This is a genomic window from Nocardia yunnanensis, from assembly GCF_003626895.1.
Lineage (GTDB): Bacteria > Actinomycetota > Actinomycetes > Mycobacteriales > Mycobacteriaceae > Nocardia > Nocardia yunnanensis.
In genome coordinates this window covers 99,154-115,874 of record NZ_CP032568.1, presented here as the reverse complement: position 1 = coordinate 115,874, position 16,721 = coordinate 99,154, and the positions used below count along the sequence as shown (strand labels likewise).

General features: G+C 67.8%; 16 protein-coding genes and 1 pseudogene. 6 read left to right on the top strand and 11 right to left on the bottom strand.

Annotated elements, in window-relative coordinates:
- Positions 1–32: 32 nt before the first annotated feature.
- The 4 genes from D7D52_RS00500 to ybaK all read right to left on the bottom strand — a co-directional run bounded on the left by D7D52_RS00500 (position 33) and on the right by ybaK (position 3,321).
- Complete coding sequence (locus D7D52_RS00500) at positions 33–299, bottom strand: hypothetical protein (RefSeq protein WP_162958101.1); 267 nt, start codon at positions 297–299, stop codon at positions 33–35.
- Positions 300–469: 170 nt separating this feature from the next.
- The gene (locus D7D52_RS00495) at positions 470–2,161 is read right to left on the bottom strand and encodes an MDR family MFS transporter (RefSeq protein ID WP_120734551.1); all 1,692 of its coding nucleotides are present in this window, start codon (positions 2,159–2,161) and stop codon (positions 470–472) included.
- Positions 2,158–2,709: a MarR family winged helix-turn-helix transcriptional regulator gene (locus D7D52_RS00490; RefSeq protein WP_246023567.1), complete on the bottom strand. Its 552-nt coding sequence runs from the start codon at positions 2,707–2,709 to the stop codon at positions 2,158–2,160. The genes D7D52_RS00495 and D7D52_RS00490 overlap by 4 nt, the downstream gene beginning before the upstream one ends.
- A 117-nt stretch (positions 2,710–2,826) precedes the next feature.
- Positions 2,827–3,321, bottom strand: a complete 495-nt coding sequence (ybaK, locus tag D7D52_RS00485; protein WP_120734550.1) for a Cys-tRNA(Pro) deacylase — start codon at positions 3,319–3,321, stop codon at positions 2,827–2,829.
- Positions 3,322–3,616: 295 nt separating this feature from the next.
- Between ybaK and D7D52_RS00480 the strand changes: the two genes are divergently transcribed.
- Both D7D52_RS00480 and rsrA read left to right on the top strand, forming a co-directional pair.
- The gene (locus D7D52_RS00480) at positions 3,617–4,339 is read left to right on the top strand and encodes a sigma-70 family RNA polymerase sigma factor (protein WP_484297966.1); all 723 of its coding nucleotides are present in this window, start codon (positions 3,617–3,619) and stop codon (positions 4,337–4,339) included.
- Positions 4,336–4,617 carry a mycothiol system anti-sigma-R factor gene (gene rsrA, locus D7D52_RS00475; RefSeq protein WP_120734549.1) on the top strand — a complete coding sequence of 94 codons (282 nt, stop codon included), beginning with the start codon at positions 4,336–4,338 and terminating at the stop codon, positions 4,615–4,617. The genes D7D52_RS00480 and rsrA overlap by 4 nt, the downstream gene beginning before the upstream one ends.
- Before the next feature lie 193 nt (positions 4,618–4,810).
- Here the strand turns inward: rsrA and D7D52_RS40255 are convergent, their stop codons facing one another.
- Entirely contained in the window at positions 4,811–4,885 is a 75-nt protein-coding gene (locus D7D52_RS40255) for a 50S ribosomal protein bL37 (RefSeq protein WP_115061593.1), read from the bottom strand.
- Positions 4,886–4,975: 90 nt separating this feature from the next.
- On the opposite strand from D7D52_RS40255, the gene D7D52_RS00470 reads away from it, so the two are divergent.
- Together D7D52_RS00470 and D7D52_RS00465 are read left to right on the top strand one after the other, a co-directional pair.
- On the top strand, positions 4,976–5,191 hold the full coding sequence (locus D7D52_RS00470) for a biotin/lipoyl-binding carrier protein (protein ID WP_120734548.1): 216 nt from the start codon (positions 4,976–4,978) through the stop codon (positions 5,189–5,191).
- A 171-nt stretch (positions 5,192–5,362) separates the two neighbouring features.
- A complete protein-coding gene (locus D7D52_RS00465) occupies positions 5,363–6,877 on the top strand; it encodes a sensor histidine kinase (RefSeq protein ID WP_120734547.1) in 1,515 nt (504 codons plus the stop codon).
- Positions 6,878–7,320: 443 nt separating this feature from the next.
- Here the strand turns inward: D7D52_RS00465 and D7D52_RS00460 are convergent, their stop codons facing one another.
- Positions 7,321–7,575, bottom strand: a complete 255-nt coding sequence (locus tag D7D52_RS00460; RefSeq protein WP_011211115.1) for a WhiB family transcriptional regulator — start codon at positions 7,573–7,575, stop codon at positions 7,321–7,323.
- Positions 7,576–7,831: 256 nt separating this feature from the next.
- Positions 7,832–8,770, bottom strand: a complete 939-nt coding sequence (locus D7D52_RS00455) for a diacylglycerol/lipid kinase family protein (protein ID WP_120734546.1) — start codon at positions 8,768–8,770, stop codon at positions 7,832–7,834.
- 222 nt (positions 8,771–8,992) lie between these two features.
- Here D7D52_RS00455 and D7D52_RS00450 point away from each other — a divergent pair, with 222 nt between their 5' ends.
- The gene (locus tag D7D52_RS00450) at positions 8,993–9,427 is read left to right on the top strand and encodes a hypothetical protein (protein ID WP_120734545.1); all 435 of its coding nucleotides are present in this window, start codon (positions 8,993–8,995) and stop codon (positions 9,425–9,427) included.
- A gap of 80 nt (positions 9,428–9,507) precedes the next feature.
- Here the strand turns inward: D7D52_RS00450 and D7D52_RS00445 are convergent, their stop codons facing one another.
- From D7D52_RS00445 to D7D52_RS00430, 4 genes and pseudogenes are all read right to left on the bottom strand, one after another.
- A complete protein-coding gene (locus D7D52_RS00445) occupies positions 9,508–9,987 on the bottom strand; it encodes a GNAT family N-acetyltransferase (RefSeq protein WP_120734544.1) in 480 nt (159 codons plus the stop codon).
- Positions 9,984–10,598: an acid phosphatase gene (locus D7D52_RS00440; RefSeq protein WP_246023566.1), complete on the bottom strand. Its 615-nt coding sequence runs from the start codon at positions 10,596–10,598 to the stop codon at positions 9,984–9,986. Before D7D52_RS00440 ends, D7D52_RS00445 begins: the two co-directional genes overlap by 4 nt.
- A gap of 51 nt (positions 10,599–10,649) precedes the next feature.
- Positions 10,650–11,885: an Rv3212 family protein gene (locus tag D7D52_RS00435; protein ID WP_120734542.1), complete on the bottom strand. Its 1,236-nt coding sequence runs from the start codon at positions 11,883–11,885 to the stop codon at positions 10,650–10,652.
- 1,934 nt (positions 11,886–13,819) lie between these two features.
- Positions 13,820–15,215, bottom strand: a pseudogene (locus D7D52_RS00430) (DEAD/DEAH box helicase); the annotation flags it as partial.
- A 450-nt stretch (positions 15,216–15,665) separates the two neighbouring features.
- On the opposite strand from D7D52_RS00430, the gene D7D52_RS00425 reads away from it, so the two are divergent.
- Positions 15,666–16,700, top strand: a complete 1,035-nt coding sequence (locus D7D52_RS00425) for an alpha/beta fold hydrolase (protein WP_120734541.1) — start codon at positions 15,666–15,668, stop codon at positions 16,698–16,700.
- The last annotated feature ends 21 nt before the right edge of the window (positions 16,701–16,721 follow it).

Here is a 16,721-nt window from a genome sequence, read left to right as displayed (position 1 = left end):
TGCGGCGGGGCACAGGCGTTTCGAGGAGTGGGTCAGCACTTCACGGAGGGGATGGGGATGTTCAGTGAGCATTTGAGCGTGTCGGCGGCCGTGTCGATCATCTTGGTGATGAGCCCGCCGCCCAGCTTCTCGGCCTTGTCGACGTGCTCGTCCTTCTTCTGCTGCTGTCCGTTCTCCGGCGCTCCCGGGTTGGGGAAACTCGGATTGACCGGTGCTGCCGTGGCGGTGGCGACCGTCAGGGGGCATGATCCCAGGGCGAGCACCAGCACGGCGGCGGCAACAAGTCGACGGGTAGGCATAAACCGCATCACATCCTCGGGTTCGAATCGGACCTTGCGGACAAAGGGTTCACAACTGGCTCACTGCTCGCTCCCAAGTAACTCACAGAAAAGCGCCCGAATTGTGAAATGACAATGCCCCGCCGCGTCATCGCGGCGGGGCATCGAACTATTCGGTTGTTTGCGGTCGGTCAGACCGCCGCGGCGTCCGCTGCCACGATCTCGTCCTTGCGGGCCTGGATGCCGCCCGCGGTCCGCAGCGGCACTTCCTTCCAGAACAGCACCAGCACGAAACCGATCAGCGCCACGACCGTGGCCGACAGGAACACCCGATCCATGGAGTCGGCGAAGCCCTCCTTGAACGGTTGCGCCAGAGTCGGATCCAGCTTCTGGATGACCGAGCTGTCGCTGAGCACCTGGCCCGCGACCGCCGGATCCTTGTGCATCAGACCGGTGGCCACCTGCTTGTCGACCGGGTTGTCGCTGTTGGCGCCCGCCTGCAAGGCCTGCACGTAGGCCGGCTGCTGCGCGGCGTGCTCGAGCGAGCTGGTGATGTTCGGAGCCAGCTGCGTGAACAGCACGGACAGGAACACCGCCACACCCAGGGTGCCGCCGATCTGCCGGAAGAAGGTCGCGGCCGCCGTCGACACGCCCATGTCCTTGGGCGGCAAGGCATTCTGCAGCGCCAGGGTCAGCGGCTGCATCAGGTTGCCCAGACCGAAGCCGGTGATGGCCATGAACACCATGACGACCCACAGCGCGGTGTCCGCCGACACGAAGTGCAGCAGGAACAGCCCCGAGGTCAGCAACGCCGCGCCGACCGGCGGGAAGTACTTGTAGCGCCCGGTCTTCGAGATCAGCTGACCCGCCAGGATCGAGCCGGTCATCATGCCCGCCACCAGCGGCAGCATGAGAAGACCCGCCTTGGTCGGGCTCGCGCCCTGCACCACCTGCAGGTACTGCGGCAGCAGCGTGATGCCGCCGAACATGGCCGCACCGACCACCACCGAGATGACCACGCCGAGGGCGAAGGTGGAGTTCTTGAACATGCGCAGCGGGATCAGCGCCGCATCGCCCTGCTTGGCCTCGACGGCGATGAAGCTCAGCACGCCGAGCGCGCCCAGGATGTAGCAGAACAGCGCATGCCCACTGGTCCAACCCCATTCGCGGCCCTGCTCGGCCACCACCAGCAGCGGCACCAGGCCGACGATCAGGGCGGAGATGCCCATCCAGTCGATCGGCACCTTGGTGACGGGACGCTTGGGCAGGTGCAGCACGCGGATCACCACGGCCAGCGCGATCATGCCGACCGGCACGTTCACCAGGAACACCCACCGCCAGCCGGTGACGCCCAGGATCTGATCGGTGCCCGACAGCAGGCCGCCGACGACCGGGCCGACCACGCTGGAGGTGCCGAACACGGCCAGGAAGTAGCCCTGGTAGCGAGCGCGCTCACGGGGAGACACGATGTCGCCCATGATGGTCAGCGCCAGCGACATCAGACCGCCCGCGCCCAGGCCCTGGAAGGCCCGGAAGGCGGCCAGCTCGTACATGGAGGTCGCCATGGAGCACGCCAGCGAGCCGACCACGAAGATGGTGATGGCGGCCAGATAGAACGGCTTGCGGCCGTACATGTCCGAGAGCTTGCCGTACAGCGGCGTGGCCAGGGTCGAGGTGATCAGGTAGGCGGTGGTCACCCACGCCTGCGCCGAATAGCCGTGCAGCTCATCGGCGATGGTGCGGATGGAGGTCGACACGATGGTCTGATCGAGGGCCGCCAGCAGCATGCCCATGATCAGGCCGCTCATGATGACCAGGATCTGTTTGTGGGTGAAGCCGGCCGAATTGACTTCCGGCTCCGCCGCTTCCGTTGTCGTTGTCACGAATTCTTCTCCGCGGGTGCGTAATAGGACTGCAGGTCTTTGTGGGCCGCGAGATCGGCCAGCATGCGCTGCCGGGACTCCTCGTAGCCGTCGACGAAGCGCCGCAACTGGTTCGAGAAGGTGTCCAGCTCCTCGGGGGTCCAACCCCGCAGCATCTGGCGCAGCGAATCGTTGCGGCGGGCCCGGATCTGGGCGGCCACCGCGCGTCCGGCGTCGGTCACGTCGAGCACGCTGACGCGGCCGTCGGCCGGGTCGGCGCGGCGTTCGATGAGTCCGCGCTTGACCAGGCTCGCCACCTGCCGGCTGACGGTGGAGGCATCCGAGTAGAGGGCCTCGGCCAGCGCTCCCGACCGTTTCGGGCCGGTGTGGATGAGCTGGAACAGGATGGCGTACGCCGCCGGTTCGATCTCGCCCTCGGTGAGGGCCGCGATCTGGGCGTTGGTGCGATCGCGCAGTTTGGTGAGCCGGGCGATCTCGAGTGCGATGGCGTCGACGAGGCCGTCGTCGATGTCGGCCTGCGGGGTAGTCGCCGGGTCATCGTCGGTCACGGTCGGTCTCACCTCCTTGCATGGGTCAACTTCTTGTATCGGTCAACTAGTTGTACCGTGCAAGTATTCCGAGATGGTTGCCCTTTGGCAAGTTATTTCCGGAGGTTGTGTCTCCGCTCACGCCACGGCGACCGGAGCGGTCACCGCGTTCGTGAGTCGGACCAGGTCAGCGGGTGCGAGCTCGATCTCGAGCCCGCGCTTGCCGGCACTGCACAGCACCCGATCGAAGGTCAGCGCAGAGGCGTCCACGACCGTCGGCAGCCGCTTCTTCTGCCCCAGCGGCGACACCCCGCCCAGCACATACCCCGTCGTGCGTTCGGCCTTCGCCTTGTCGGCCATGGCGGCCTTCCCGCCGCCGAGCGCCGCGGCCGCCGCCTTGAGCGACAGCTTCGCCGGCACCGGCAGCACCGCGACCGCGAGCGCACCCGACCCCAGTTCGATCACCAGCGTCTTGAAAATCTGCCCCGCGGTAACCCCGAGCGTGTCGGCGAGCGCCGCGACCGCCTCCGCGCCATACGAATCACTGCGCGGATCATGGGTGTACGCGTGCACCCGATGATCCACCTTCGCCTGCACCAGAGCCTTGATCGCCGGGGTCGAAGCAGCAGCCATGCGCTCACCCTAACCAGCGAACGCAACCGGATTTCGCGTGCTGGGAACAGCGTGAGCGCCACGCCTGTTGCATGCGATACGCGTTTCACAGCAACCGCCGGGCCCACGGTTCGCGAGCGCCAACACGTCATTCACGAAGGAGGAGTCGGTGACCGTCCTGGTCGAAGAACCCCCGGTGCGGACCGGGCCACTACTGATCCGCCGGGGTGTAGCCGACGTCGCGCCCCCGGCCGGTTTCCTGGCCGAATCCCTGTTCGCGGTAGATTCGATAGCTACGGCGATCGAAGGGATTAGCGTGACGAGCGACGACGACATGGTCGATCGCCGGCGTGATGACGACGCGGACAGCGAGCGCATCGACGCCGGCGAAGACCAAGCGGTCGACTACGACCAAGTGAGCGAATCCGGTGCCAGGAGCACCGAATCCGCCGCGGAACTGGCCGCGCGGTTCGAGCGGGACGCCCTGCCGCTGCTGGATCAGCTCTACGGCGCCGCGTTGCGCATGACCCGCAACCCGGCCGATGCCGAGGACCTGGTGCAGGAGACCTTCGCCAAGGCCTACCAGGGGTTCAAGTCGTTCCGCGAGGGCACCAACCTGCGGGCCTGGCTGTACCGCATCCTCACCAACACCTACATCAACTCGTATCGGAAGAAGCAGCGCCAGCCCGCGCAGTACCCGACCGACGAGATCACCGACTGGCAGCTGGCCTCCACTGCCGAGCACACCTCCACGGGTCTGCGCTCGGCGGAGATGGAAGCCCTCGAGGCGCTGCCGGACGACGACATCAAGGCCGCTCTGCAGGAGCTTCCCGAGGAGTTCCGGATGGCGGTGTACTACGCCGACGTGGAGGGCTTCCCCTACAAGGAAATCGCCGAGATCATGGGAACCCCCATCGGTACCGTCATGTCCCGTCTGCACCGCGGACGCAAGCAGCTCAAGGGCCTGCTCGCCGACGTGGCGCGGGAACGAGGCTTCAACCGGACCGACAGCGGCGCGCGTGAGGAGGTAACCCAATGAGCGACGAGATGGACGATCTGGACTGCTCGGCGGTGCTCGCCGACGTCTGGCTGCTCCTGGACAACGAATGCGATCAGGCCGTCAAGGCGCGGCTGCGTGAGCACATCGACCGCTGCTCCCCGTGTATCGAGGCCTACGGCCTGGAGGAGAAGCTCAAGTCGCTGCTCAACCGCAAGTGCGGCGGCGACCGCGCCCCGGATTCGCTGCGTCAGCGCCTGACCATGGAGATCCGCACCAGCTACGTCGAGACGCGCGTCGTTACGGAGCCGGACAACTGATTTGGTGGCGGCCCGGGTAACTCACCGGGTACGCCCGAGATCGGTTAGGCACCGACCGCCGTTGCGGATGCATGTGTGGAAGCGGCACTCAGCCGTCCGCCGAAGTCCCGGAGAGGCGGGGGGTTACAGCTGAGCGGCACCCCTTCCTTGGTGGGAAGTGGTGCCGCTCAGCAGTTTTCGAGCTTATGACAGCTCAGGCGTTCGGCCGCTTGCCGTGGTTGGCACCGTTCTTACGCCGGCTGCGCTTCTTACGTCCACGCTTACCCATAGGTAATCTCCCTTCAGTCGGTCGCCATTCTTTCATGTGTGGTTGGCTGTACCTTCAGGGGCTACGGGTGACTCGAAGCGAGAGGTGTACATGGCTGAGGAAGTGAAGGCCGAGATGGTGTCGACCGTGCAGGAGATCCTGGTCTCCGTCGGTGATCGGGTGAAGGTCGACGATCCGGTCGTCATGCTCGAGTCCATGAAGATGGAGATCCCCGTCATCGTGGAATCCGCCGGTACGGTCTCTTCGATCAACGTCAAGCCCGGTGACGTCCTGCAGCCCGGCGATCTCATCGCCGTCATCTCGTAACATTTGCCCTCCGCTTCGCTGTGGGCGGGTTCGCGGCCCTGAAGGTCTCGATTTTTCCCTCCCTCCGCTCCTCCGCTTCGCTCCCCCGCTCCACTCAGTCCAAAATCGAGACGGGCCGCGAACATTCGGGTGCATGCGAGGATGGGCGTGGGAATAGAGAGGCGTGGGTGCATGTCGACACTGAGTGATCTACTGGCCGAGCATACGGATCTACCGGGTGCGGCCGTCGACCATTTGCAGCGGGTGGTGGGGGACTGGCAACTGCTGGCGGATCTGTCCTTCGCGGATCTGCTGCTGTGGGTGGGCACGGGCCCGATCAGCGAGGGCGCGGAAGTGGTGTGCGTATCGCAATGCCGCCCCACCACCGCGCCGACCGTGCACCCCGAGGACCTGGTCGGCACCTACGCCACCAAGGAAACCAACCCGCACGTCTTCGAAGCCCTGACGAATATCGAGATCGTCCGCTTCGAGGCCGATTCCGCGCTGACCGGCGTGTATCACCCGCACCCCGTGCACGCCATGCGGGAGGCGATCCCGGTGCGGGTCGGCGACGACATCATCGCCGTGCTCGGCCGCGACACCGATGTGCAGCGGCGAAAGATGCGCTCCAGCCTCGAGATCGCCTACATGTCGTGCGCCGACGACCTGTGCCAGATGGTCGCCGACGGTACCTGGCCGGCGCTCGAGGATCGCACCGGCGCGCACTCCAGCCCGCGCGCGGGCGACGGTTTCATCCGGCTCGACACCGAGGGCACCGTCGACTACGCCAGCCCGAATGCGCTCTCGGCCTATCACCGCATGGGTTTGCAGAACGATCTGGTCGGCCAGGATCTGGCTTTGACCACCCGTTCCCTCATCACCGATCCGTTCGACGCGCAGGAGGTGGTGGGCGATATCCAGGCGGCGCTGGCCGGAAAGGCCGGGCGCAGAATGGAAGTCGAGGCGCGCGGCGCGACCGTGCTGCTGCGCACCCTGGTGTTGCGCCCGCACGGCGAGCTGGCCGGGGCCGCGGTCCTGGTCCGCGACGTCACCGAGGTGAAGCGCCGCGACCGCGCCCTGCTGTCCAAGGACGCGACCATCCGCGAGATCCACCACCGCGTGAAGAACAACCTGCAAACGGTGGCCGCGCTGCTGCGCCTGCAGGCCCGCCGCACCGAGAACGAGGAAGCGCGGCTGGCCCTGACCGAATCGGTCCGCCGGGTCACCTCCATCGCGTCGGTACACGAAATGTTGTCCATGTCGGTTGACGAAGAGGTCGATCTGGACGAGGTGGTCGACCGCCTGTTGCCGATCATGGCTGACGTGGCGACCGTCCACACCGCCCGCATCAAGGTGCGCCGCGCCGGATCCCTCGGCGTCTTCTCCGCCGAACGCGCCACCCCCCTCGTCATGGTGCTCACCGAATTGGTGCAGAACGCCATCGAGCACGCCTTCGACGCCGGCGAGAACGGTACCGTCACAATCCGTTCCGAACGTTCGGCCCGCTGGCTCGACGTCATCATCAGCGACGACGGCCGCGGCCTGCCCGACGGCTTCAGCCTCGAAGGCTCCGACCGCCTGGGCCTGCAAATCGTCCGCACCCTCGTCACCGCCGAACTAGGCGGCTCCATCGGCCTCCACCCCGGCGCCGACGTAGGCACCGACGCCGTCCTCCGAGTCCCCCTCGGCCGCCGCTCCGCCCGCTGACCGAAATACGTTGTTCACCCCCAAGTTCGGCGCAGTGAAAATCTGCGCCCGAACTTCCGTTCGGAACCCACCAATCCCCTCGAACGGAATTCCCCCAACGATTCTCGAACCCAACTCCCGACCCATCCGCGCCTTTTGCCCTTTATGCGCCGCGCCGGTTTAGCCTTTGCGCTGGGCTTTGCCCTAGGCGCAGCCCCGCGCGATCGCACGCAGTTTTGGGTGCGCAGTCGCGCGATGAAGTGGGTTAGAGGCGCAGCCGCGCGATGAAGCGGGGGTGTGGGGGCGCAGCCCCCACAATGCTTCTGGGGGTTCGGGGGCGAAGCCCCTGAGAGTGACGAGAGTTGGCCCTTACACACTGAAGCCCGGCACCTGTATTGGTGCCGGGCTGAATTGCGTTGCGGCCCCGAGGCTGGGATGGGCCGTAACGCCTGCCGTCTAGCTCGTCAGACGACGGTGCGGGTACGCGTCCGCGCGTTGCGACGCTTGAGCGCGCGGCGCTCGTCTTCACTCATTCCACCCCACACGCCGGCGTCCTGGCCCGACTTCAGGGCCCAGGACAGGCAATCAGCGGTGACGGGGCAGCGAGCGCAGACCAGCTTGGCATCGGCAATCTGCGCGAGCGCCGGACCACTGTTACCCACCGGGAAGAACAGCTCGGGGTCCTCGTCGCGACAGATGGCCTTGTGGCGCCAGTCCATTCCTCTGCTCCTTTGCTAGGGCGCGCATGGCGCTGCCCCTTCGGGTTTGTGGTCCGTTCACTTGTGCGACTCGAATGTTTCCGCACGGTTGCTTGTGAATGCTTTCACGAACACCGTAGATGTCAATAGATACCTGGTGCACCGTGGGGAAGCTCACGCTGTAAGACCCCTACATGGGGATCCGCCGTGTCATTTGTACTCGGTCGAGCTGGTTTTCGCAGCGCAACAGCAAGGTTTCTCAGGTGTGTCGAACCGGCTAGGGCTTCGGCGCGACCACATCGAGGATATCCGGGACGGCTGTGAAATTCACCATGTTGCGTCGCCCGATGAAGTCGCCGTCGATTTGCAAGCCGATCGGTTCCGCCGCGGTGACCGTCACCGCCGGAACGTCGTCCTCGCGAAACAATTTGTGGCCCTTGGGATCCGCGTCCGCGGACAACAACTGCCGGGCGATCATGAGGGTGGGCACGACGCTCATGGTGCGCATGGCAAACACCCCGAGTCCCGATTCGAAGGTGGTCGCGGGGTTGGTGATCACGGGCGTGTTGTCGAGATAAGTCCAGGGACTGGCATTGGTCACGAATGCGTAATGCACGTCCGTGACCGGTTCGTGACCTGGAATGTTCAAGGTCACTTGCGGGGCATGGCGTTTGGCGCGAAAGAACTGCTTGACCGTGGTGCGCAGATAGCGAGCGGGCGTGGCGGCCTTGCCATTCGCGCGCTTGTCGTCGATCGCCTCGCACACATCCGCGTCCAGGCCGACGCCCGCACTGAAGGTGAACCAGCGATCGTCGGCCACCCCGAGACCGATGCGGCGGTCCGCCTCGTCGGCCACCAGATCGATGAGCTGATTGGTGGCGGTCACCGGATCCGGCTCGATGCCCAGCGAGCGCGCGAACACATTCGCCGAACCACCCGGAATGATACCCAGCCGCGGCAGCCATTCCCGCTGCGGCGCGCCCGGCAGCGGCAGAAACCCGTTGATGGTCTCGTTCACCGTGCCGTCCCCGCCATGCACCACGATCAAATCCATCTTGGTGTCGGCGGCCCACTGCGCCAGCTCGGCCGCATGCCCCCGATGCTCGGTCTGCCGAACCGTCAGCTGAGTACGGCTCTCCAGCGCGTGAGCCAGCAGATCGCGAGTGGACCGAGTGGTCGAGGTGGCATTCGGATTCACGATCAGCAGGGTCCGCACGGTGCCTATTTTGCCTCCGCTTCGCTCCGGCGGCTTCGCGGCCCCCAGGTCTCGTTCTTCCCTCCTCCGCTCCTCCGCTCCGCTCCCGGCTTCCGCTCCACGCGCGGAGAGGCGGAGCGCAGTCCAGAACGAGACGGCCGCGAAGCTTGAAGTGACAGTTCTGGACTGGTGAAGAGCTGTGCGGGTTCGGTAGCAACGACGCGCGGTCGTAGGCTGAGCGTCGTGGCTGAGCAGAGCAAGGGCGAGGAGAAGTCGGGCGACGAGGTCGAGGCGGTGCCGCGGACGGTGCGCGTCGCGGGCGCGCTGGTCGCCCTGGAGGGCGCGCTGGGTTTGGTCGCGATGGTGGTGCTGATCGTCGTCGGGGCGGACGGGCACGCGCAGAATGCGAAGAACAGCTATCTCACCGCCGGGTACGCGGCGATTCTGGGTGGCGCGGTGCTGGCCGCGGGGATCGGGCTGCTGCGCGGGAAGCGGTGGGGGCGCGCCATCGCGACGCTGACGCAGCTGTTGCTGCTGGGCGTCGCGTACTTCATGTTCACCTCGGATCGGCCCGAGTTCGGAGCGCCGCTGGGGCTGCTGGCGCTGGCCGCGCTGGGCGCGCTGTTCGCGCCGGCGTCGAACCGGTGGATGGCCGCGGGGTACGGGGTGGTGGACTAGGAGAGGCTCGTCCGGGCCGCTCGGCAGCCCGGAGACGAGTTTTTGGACGCTTGCCCACCTCCCGGGTGAGCGAGCGCTCGTCAGTCGTCCACGTGGGCGGCGAGACGACCCAGCGCATTGCCGCTGAGCCGGTACCCGGTCCACTCGACCTGATGCTCGGCCCCGATGGACTCGTAGAAGTCGATGCTCGGCGTGTTCCAGGTGAGCACCGCCCAGTCGACCCGCGCGTACCCGCGATCCACCGCCTCCTTGGCCAGCGTCGCGAGCAGGCTCTTGCCCAGGCCGTGCCCGCGGGCCTCCGGCTTGACGTAGAGATCCTCCAGGTAGATCCCGTGCACGCCCTTCCAGGTGGAGAAGTTCAGGAACCAGATCGCGCAGCCCACGATGCCCCGATCGTTCTCGGCCACATGCGCGTACAGCGCCGGATTCGGCCCGAACAGCGAGGTCTCGAGCTGGGCCTCGGTGAGCGTGCACTCGTCGGCGGCCTTCTCGTACTCGGCGAGATCGTGGACGAGTTGAACCATTGCCGGAACGTCGGCGGGGGTGGCGCGGCGGATCATTCGACGGTGCCTTCCTGCGGCTCGAGCGGTGGAACCAGATTGTGCGTGAGCACGGTTCGCGCCTGGTGATCGTGTCCCAGCACGGTAACCGCGGCGGTGGACAGGAAGAACCGGCGGCCTTCGATCACCTCGAATTCACACCACCGGGCGATGAGCACGCGGGAGAAATGGCCGTGACCGACGAGCACCACGTCGCGGGTGGCCAGTTCGGGCACGACCGTCGCCAACACGTGATCGGCGCGCTTGCGCACCTGCTCGGCGGTCTCGCCCTCGGGGATGACGCCGGTGAAGATGGTCCAGCCGGGCGACATGCGCTGAATCTCGGGGGTGGTGAGCCCCTCGTATTCGCCGTAATCCCATTCGACCAGGTCGTCGTCGACGATGGCGTGGTTCAGTCCCGCCAGCTCGGCGGTGTGGGTCGCGCGCCGGCGCGGGCTGGTCAATACCAGGGGATCGTGTAAATCCAAGCCGCGCAGGAGTTTTCCCGCGGCCCGGGCCTGCGCCTCCCCGGTCTCGGTGAGCGGCACGTCGGTGCGGCCGGTGTGGCGGCGCGCGGCCGACCAGGCCGTCTCACCGTGGCGCAGGACTATCAACCGGAATTCGCCGCTCATGACATCGATCATGCCGGACGGCCGGTCGGGAATCCCAGCAGGCGGGGCCGATCAGGGTGCGGGGGCCGGCCCGCCGACGCCGTAGACCTGGCCGCCGCGACGCTCCAGGAACAGCTGGCCGGACACCGCCAGCGAAATGGGTTCGTTGTGGTAGTCGCTGCGCTGCAAGGGGATTCGGCCGATCTGCGCGCCCGTGTTCTGGTCCAGCGTGGCCAGGCCGTCGGCGACCGGGACGATGAGCTGTCCCGCCATCAGCGCCGGAGTGCCCAGCACGTGCTGCGCGCCCCACAGCGGATCGAGGGTGCTGGGGTTGAGCGCGACGAGATTCTCGCCGGTGAACACGAACACCCCGGTCGAGAGCTTCGCGACCATGGCGCCGTCGGTGAGCGGCGCCGAGAGCTGGTGGGTGGCAACCAGATTGCCGCTCACGTCGTAGAGCGTCAGCGCCGGCGGCGTCCCCGGCGTGCCGGGCAGGTAGAGCGCGATGCGGGTGTCCGACACCGCCAGCACCCGCGCCCCGTCCACCGCGCCGCCGGGCTCGGTGAGCACATGCGAGCTGTACTCCTCGGGCGCGGTGCCGTCCTTGGGCGCGGGATTGAGGATGGTCAGCCGGTCGGCGGTGTCCTTCGGGCAGCGTTCCAGCACCGCCACCCGGCTGGGCGCCGATTCGGCCGACAGCAGGCGGCAACCGCTGCGTGGCTGGGTGTTCGGATTCACCGGCGCATCGACATACCCGTATTCGAGGGTGCGGACCATGTCCGAACGCCACATCTCGAGCCGGTTGTCCCCGAGCGCGAGCACGTAGGTGCCGTCCGGCCACAGGGTGATCTTGTCGTCCATATAGCTGGACCGCGCGGCCACCCGCGTCCCGTTCTGGGCATTGAGCAGGGTGGTCTGACTGCACCCGCGATCGTCTTTGTAAGTGGCGATGACCGTCCCGAACTGAACCTCCGCCTTGCACAGCGGAATATCGCGCTCGTACTTCCAGACCTGTTCGCCGGTACGGGGATTGCGCCCGGTAACGGTGTCCCCGTCCGCGGTCACGGCCACCCCACCAACCACCAGCGACCGCATGGCCGCCCCATCCGGCTGATGCCACAACTCGCCGACCTGCGCAGGCACCGGCCCACCCGCCGCCGGCGCCGGCACATCCACCGTCGCCGACTGCGCATGCGTACCGCGCACCCCACTGGTCAACACCACAACCCCCGTCGCGATCGCCACCACAGCGGCAATCGCGACAGCGGTGAGAATATCGGCGCGTGTCCGCCGCTCCGGTGCGAGCACGACAGCGAGACTAGCCGATCCCAGCGGCCACCGAGAGACCACGACCAAGTCGCGCCCCAGCCCGCCAACCGCCAATCCAGCCACACCGCAGCCCCGGCAGCCGACGATTCAGCTGCACCGCAGCCTCGGCAGCGGTCGATTCAGCTGTGCCGCAGTCTCAGCGGCGGTCGATCCGGCCGTGCAGCAGCCTTGGGTGACCGTCGATCCGGCCGCCGCAGCCCCGGCAACCGTTGAACCAGCACGCCGCCCTCGGCTGCCGCGGACACGGCCCCACTCCTGCTGCACGCCAGCGGCTTGCTTGTGGGGCGCGAGCTGCGGCGCAGCTGCGCGATAGCGACATCGGGCCTGTCGTACCGCCCCAAACAGCTGTCGCGACCACCGGAGTGGTGGTCGCGACAGCGGGATGCGGGTGATTCGAGCGGTTTACGCGGAGGCGGCTACCGCGTCGGCGTCGGTCTTGCGGCGCCGGGTCCGCTTGACCGGGGCGGCCTCGTCACCGGAACCGTTTGTGGCGGAGGCTTCCTCGGCTGCGCCATTGTGCTCGGCGCTCTTTCCGGCCGTGGTGGACTTGCCTCCGACGGTGGCCTTGGTCGCCTTGCGGACGCGCTTCTTCGGTGCGTCCTGCTCGGCCTCCGCACCGTTCACCGTTTCGGCCGCGCCGTTGACGGCTTCCGTGGTGGCGGTGGCCTTTCGAGCGCGCTTGCGGGCCGGGGGCTTCGCAGTCTCGGCGGCCTCCGCCGCGACCTCCGAGGCATCGGTGGCCGCCTCGGCCGGGGTCGCGGCTTTCGTGGTGCGCTTGCGTGCGGCCTTCTTCGGAGCCTCGTCGGCGGGAGTCGCCTCGGATGCTTCGGTGCCAGCGGCTTCGGCACCGACTTTCCTGGCTGCGCGCTTACGCGGCGCCTTCAGCACCGGCTCGGCCGAATTCGCCTCGGCCGCAGCCGATTCCGCCGGAGCGGTGTCGACGGCCACGCCCGTGGCGTCCTCGGACTTCACTGCCTCAGCGGCCTTGGACGTCACAGCCTTGGTGGCTTTGCGAGTGCGCTTGCGCGGCGCGTCGGCCACCGGCTCGGCGGCCCCTTCGGCGACGGCCGAACCGTCCGCGGTCGCCTCGGTCGCGGCGGCCTTGGTGGCCTTGCGGGTGCGCTTGCGCGGTGCGTCCTTGGTGTCCGCCGGAGCCGCCGAAACTACGGCCGCCCCCGAGTCCGGGACCGCCGAATCCACGGCCGCCGAATCCGTGGACGCCGAGTCCACGGCAGTACCTGAATCCGCGGCCGCGGTCGCATCTGCGGGCACCGCCGGAGCGGCGGTCTCGGTGGTAACGACTTTGTTCGAATCCGCAACGGCCGCAGTGGAATCCGCTGCCTTGCTGCGCCGCGCGCGCTTGCGCGGCGCTTCGGCGACCGGCTCGGCCGCAGCCGCCTCCGTGACCGGCTCGGCCGCTGCCGCTGCCGCTTCGGCGACCGGCTCGGACGTGGTCGTGGTGACCGCCTCGACCGGCGCGGCGGTGCCCGTCACCAGGGACTCGGTGTGCGAGAACAGCACACCGGGCGCCACGGTTTGCGGGGTCTGCGGGGCCTGCGCGGCCTCGGCGGAACCGTTGCTTTCGGCGGAGCCCCGGCGGCGGTTGCGGGTGCGGTTGCGGCGCGAGGCGTTGCCGCCTTCTGCCCCGGCACCGTCGGAAACCGCTGCGGTGCCGTTGGAAACCGCTGCGGTGCCGTTGGAAACCGCTGCGGTGCCGTTGGAAACCGCTGCGGGACTGTCGCTTTCGACCCCGGCCTCGGTGGTCGCGGCCACGGCATCGACCGGGGTGTTGCCGCCCTTGCCGCGGCGGCGACGCCGCCGGCGACGGCCGGACTTCTCCGGATCGCCGGTCGAATCACCTTCGGCGGCAGGCGCTTCCGTGGTGGTGACGGCTGTGGTCGACTCGCCCTCGAAGTCCTTGCCGCCGCGGGTGCGGCGACGGTTGCGGTTGCGCGGAGCGCGGGCCTCGCGCTCGACGACGACCGCGTCGTCCTCGCGTTCGGGCTTGCGCTTGCGGACGATGCCGGTGACGCCGTCGGGAATGCCGAGTTCCTCGTACAGGTGCGGGGAACGCGAGTAGGTCTCGACCGGCTCGGGGATGCCGAGTTCGAGCGCCTTGTCGATCATGGCCCAGCGGTTGAGCTCGTCCCAGTCGACCAGGGTGACCGCGACGCCGGTCTTGCCCGCGCGGCCGGTGCGGCCGATGCGGTGCACGTAGGTCTTCTCGTCCTCGGGGCACTGATAGTTGATGACGTGGGTGACGTCGTCGATATCGATGCCGCGGGCGGCCACGTCGGTGGCGACCAGCACGTCGATCTTGCCGTCGCGGAACTTCTTGAGCGCCTTCTCGCGCGCGATCTGCCCGAGGTCGCCGTGCACCGCGCCGACGGCGAAGCCTCGCTCGGCCAGATCGTCGGCGACCTTCTGCGCGGTCCGCTTGGTACGCGCGAAAATCATTGTGGCGCCGCGGCTTTCGGCTTGCAGGATGCGCGCCACCAGCTCGCTCTTGTCCAGCGCGTGCGCGCGGTAGACGAGCTGGGTGATCCGGTCGTGCACCGCCGACTCGTGATGCTCCTCGGCCCGAATGTGGGTGGGCCGGTTGAGGAACGTGCGGGCCAGGGTGATGATCGGGCCCGGCATGGTGGCCGAGAACAGCATGGTCTGACGCTGGTCGGGAACCATGTTGAGGATGCGCTCGATATCGGGCAGGAAGCCCAGATCCAGCATCTCGTCGGCCTCGTCGAGGACCAGCACCTCGACCTTGCCCAGGATCAGATGCTGCTGCTCGGCCAGATCCAGCAGCCGGCCCGGGGTGCCGACGACCACGTCGATGCCGGCGCGCAGCGCGGCGATCTGGGTGTCGTAGGGCCGGCCGCCGTAGATGGAGGTGACCCGCACCTTGGTGCCGGTGGCGTCGGCCAGGTACTTGCTCGCGTTCTCGAGATCCGCGGTGACCTGCATGCACAGCTCGCGGGTCGGCACGATGACCAGCGCGCGCGGGGTGCCGTCGAGGGTTTTGGTGCCCGATCCGGCGGAGGCGATGCGGTGCAGCAGCGGCACACCGAAGCCGAAGGTCTTGCCCATGCCGGTGCGGGCCTGGCCGATGAGATCCTCCCCGGCCAGCGCGAGCGGCAGGGTGAGTTCCTGAATGGCGAAGGTGCGTTCGATGCCGATCTCGGCGAGGGCCCGGACGATTTCCGGCCGCACGCCCAATTCGGTGAAGGAGGGAGCCAGGTGGGTCTCGTCGAGTTCCGCGGTCAGCAGCGTCTCGGCCACACCGGGTTCCTGCTCGATGGTGATCTTGCTCAGGGTTCTTGCCTTTCCTCGTTTATCGCGTCTCGCGCGCACGAGGCGTGGGGCGGACCCGGTCGGTCCGCGACGACCACTTGATCCGGTTTCTCGCCGCTGCTGGGATGCCTGTCCGGTGGATGGGCGTCGACCTGGCGCGGCGGTGCAGTGCTGCGGATCGGAGTGCGCGCACATTTTCCGTGGACTACGGTCATGAATTTTCCGCCGTCCGCGGAGATTGTAGCGTGATACGGCCTCGAACCCGATTTTCGGCATGGCTAATGTGGGGCGTTATTGCGCTGGTAGCTGTGCTTATCGCGGGGGAGCGGCACCAAGATCGGCGTTTCGCATTGCCGTTAATGATTGGGGCGCACCATAATTCGCCGGATGCGGCCGCGCGGCTCCCGGCGCCGCAGTTGAGTTGCTCACATATGTGATACGCCCTGTACCACTATCTGCGAAGGTAATGCCGTGAGCTTGGCAGACACCGTGACCATCGCCGCGCGCAACGCCTGGTCCCTGACCTTCGGCGAGGGTATCGCGGCCCCCGAACCGACCCCGTCGACGCTGCTGTCGGACGCGCCGCACCGCGCCCTGCGCCGCTACGACGGCGCCGGTCCCGACGATCCGGCCGTGCTGCTGGTGCCGCCGCTGGCCGCCCCCGCCTTCTGCTTCGACCTGCGCCCCGATCAGAGCGTGGCCCGCTTCGTGCTGGAGTCCGGCCGCGCGCCCTACCTGGTCGATTACGGCGAGATCGGTTTCGAGGACCGCCGCATGGGGTTCGAGATCTGGATCGACGACATCCTGCCGGAGGCGATCCGCCAGGTGTCGGCCGATCGCGGCGGCCGCCCGGTCGACCTGGTGGGCTGGTCCATCGGCGGCGTGCTGGCGCTGCTCACCGCGGCGGCCGATCAGACGCTGCCGATCCGGTCGATCACTGCGGTCGGCGCGCCGCTGAGCTACGACCACATGATCGGCGCGCGGGAACTGCGCGCGCTGGCCCGCCTCGACGGGGGCCGCACCACGACCGCCGCCATCCGCGCCCTCGGCGGTGTCTCCGCGCGGCTGACCCGCATCGCCTACCGGGCCACCGCGTGGGATCGAGAACTCAAGCGGCCCTTGTTCATTGCCAGCAATCTCGCCGACACCGCGACCCTGGCCCGGATGGAGACCATCGACCGGTTCCAGAACGCCATGCCCGGCTACCCCGGCCGCTTCTACAACCAGCTGTGGGGCCGGTTCATCCTGGCCAACGACATCGGCAAGGGTGTCGTGCACCTGGGCGAGCAGCGGATCGCGCTGGCCGCGATCACCCAGCCGGTGCTGCTGGTCGGCGGCCCCGACGACGTGATCACCGCCGCCGCGGCCGTGGAGCACGGGACCAAGACCCTGACGGGTGCGCGGGAGGTGCGCTACGAGACCGCGCCCGGCTCGCACCTGGGCATCCTCACCGCCCGCGACACCACCTGGATGTACCTGGACAAGTTCCTGCGCGACCAGGCCTGAGGGCAGGTCGCCTCGGGTCGC

Excerpts from the sequence above, each read along its gene's own strand:
- D7D52_RS00500 (WP_162958101.1), bottom strand. The coding sequence starts at position 299 with ATGCCTACCCGTCGACTTGTTGCCGCCGCCGTGCTGGTGCTCGCCCTG.
- ybaK (WP_120734550.1), bottom strand. The coding sequence starts at position 3,321 with ATGGCTGCTGCTTCGACCCCGGCGATCAAGGCTCTGGTGCAGGCGAAG.
- rsrA (WP_120734549.1), top strand. The coding sequence starts at position 4,336 with ATGAGCGACGAGATGGACGATCTGGACTGCTCGGCGGTGCTCGCCGAC.
- D7D52_RS00470 (WP_120734548.1), top strand. The coding sequence starts at position 4,976 with ATGGCTGAGGAAGTGAAGGCCGAGATGGTGTCGACCGTGCAGGAGATC.
- D7D52_RS00465 (WP_120734547.1), top strand. The coding sequence starts at position 5,363 with ATGTCGACACTGAGTGATCTACTGGCCGAGCATACGGATCTACCGGGT.
- D7D52_RS00460 (WP_011211115.1), bottom strand. The coding sequence starts at position 7,575 with ATGGACTGGCGCCACAAGGCCATCTGTCGCGACGAGGACCCCGAGCTG.
- D7D52_RS00445 (WP_120734544.1), bottom strand. The coding sequence starts at position 9,987 with ATGATCCGCCGCGCCACCCCCGCCGACGTTCCGGCAATGGTTCAACTC.
- D7D52_RS00440 (WP_246023566.1), bottom strand. The coding sequence starts at position 10,598 with ATGAGCGGCGAATTCCGGTTGATAGTCCTGCGCCACGGTGAGACGGCC.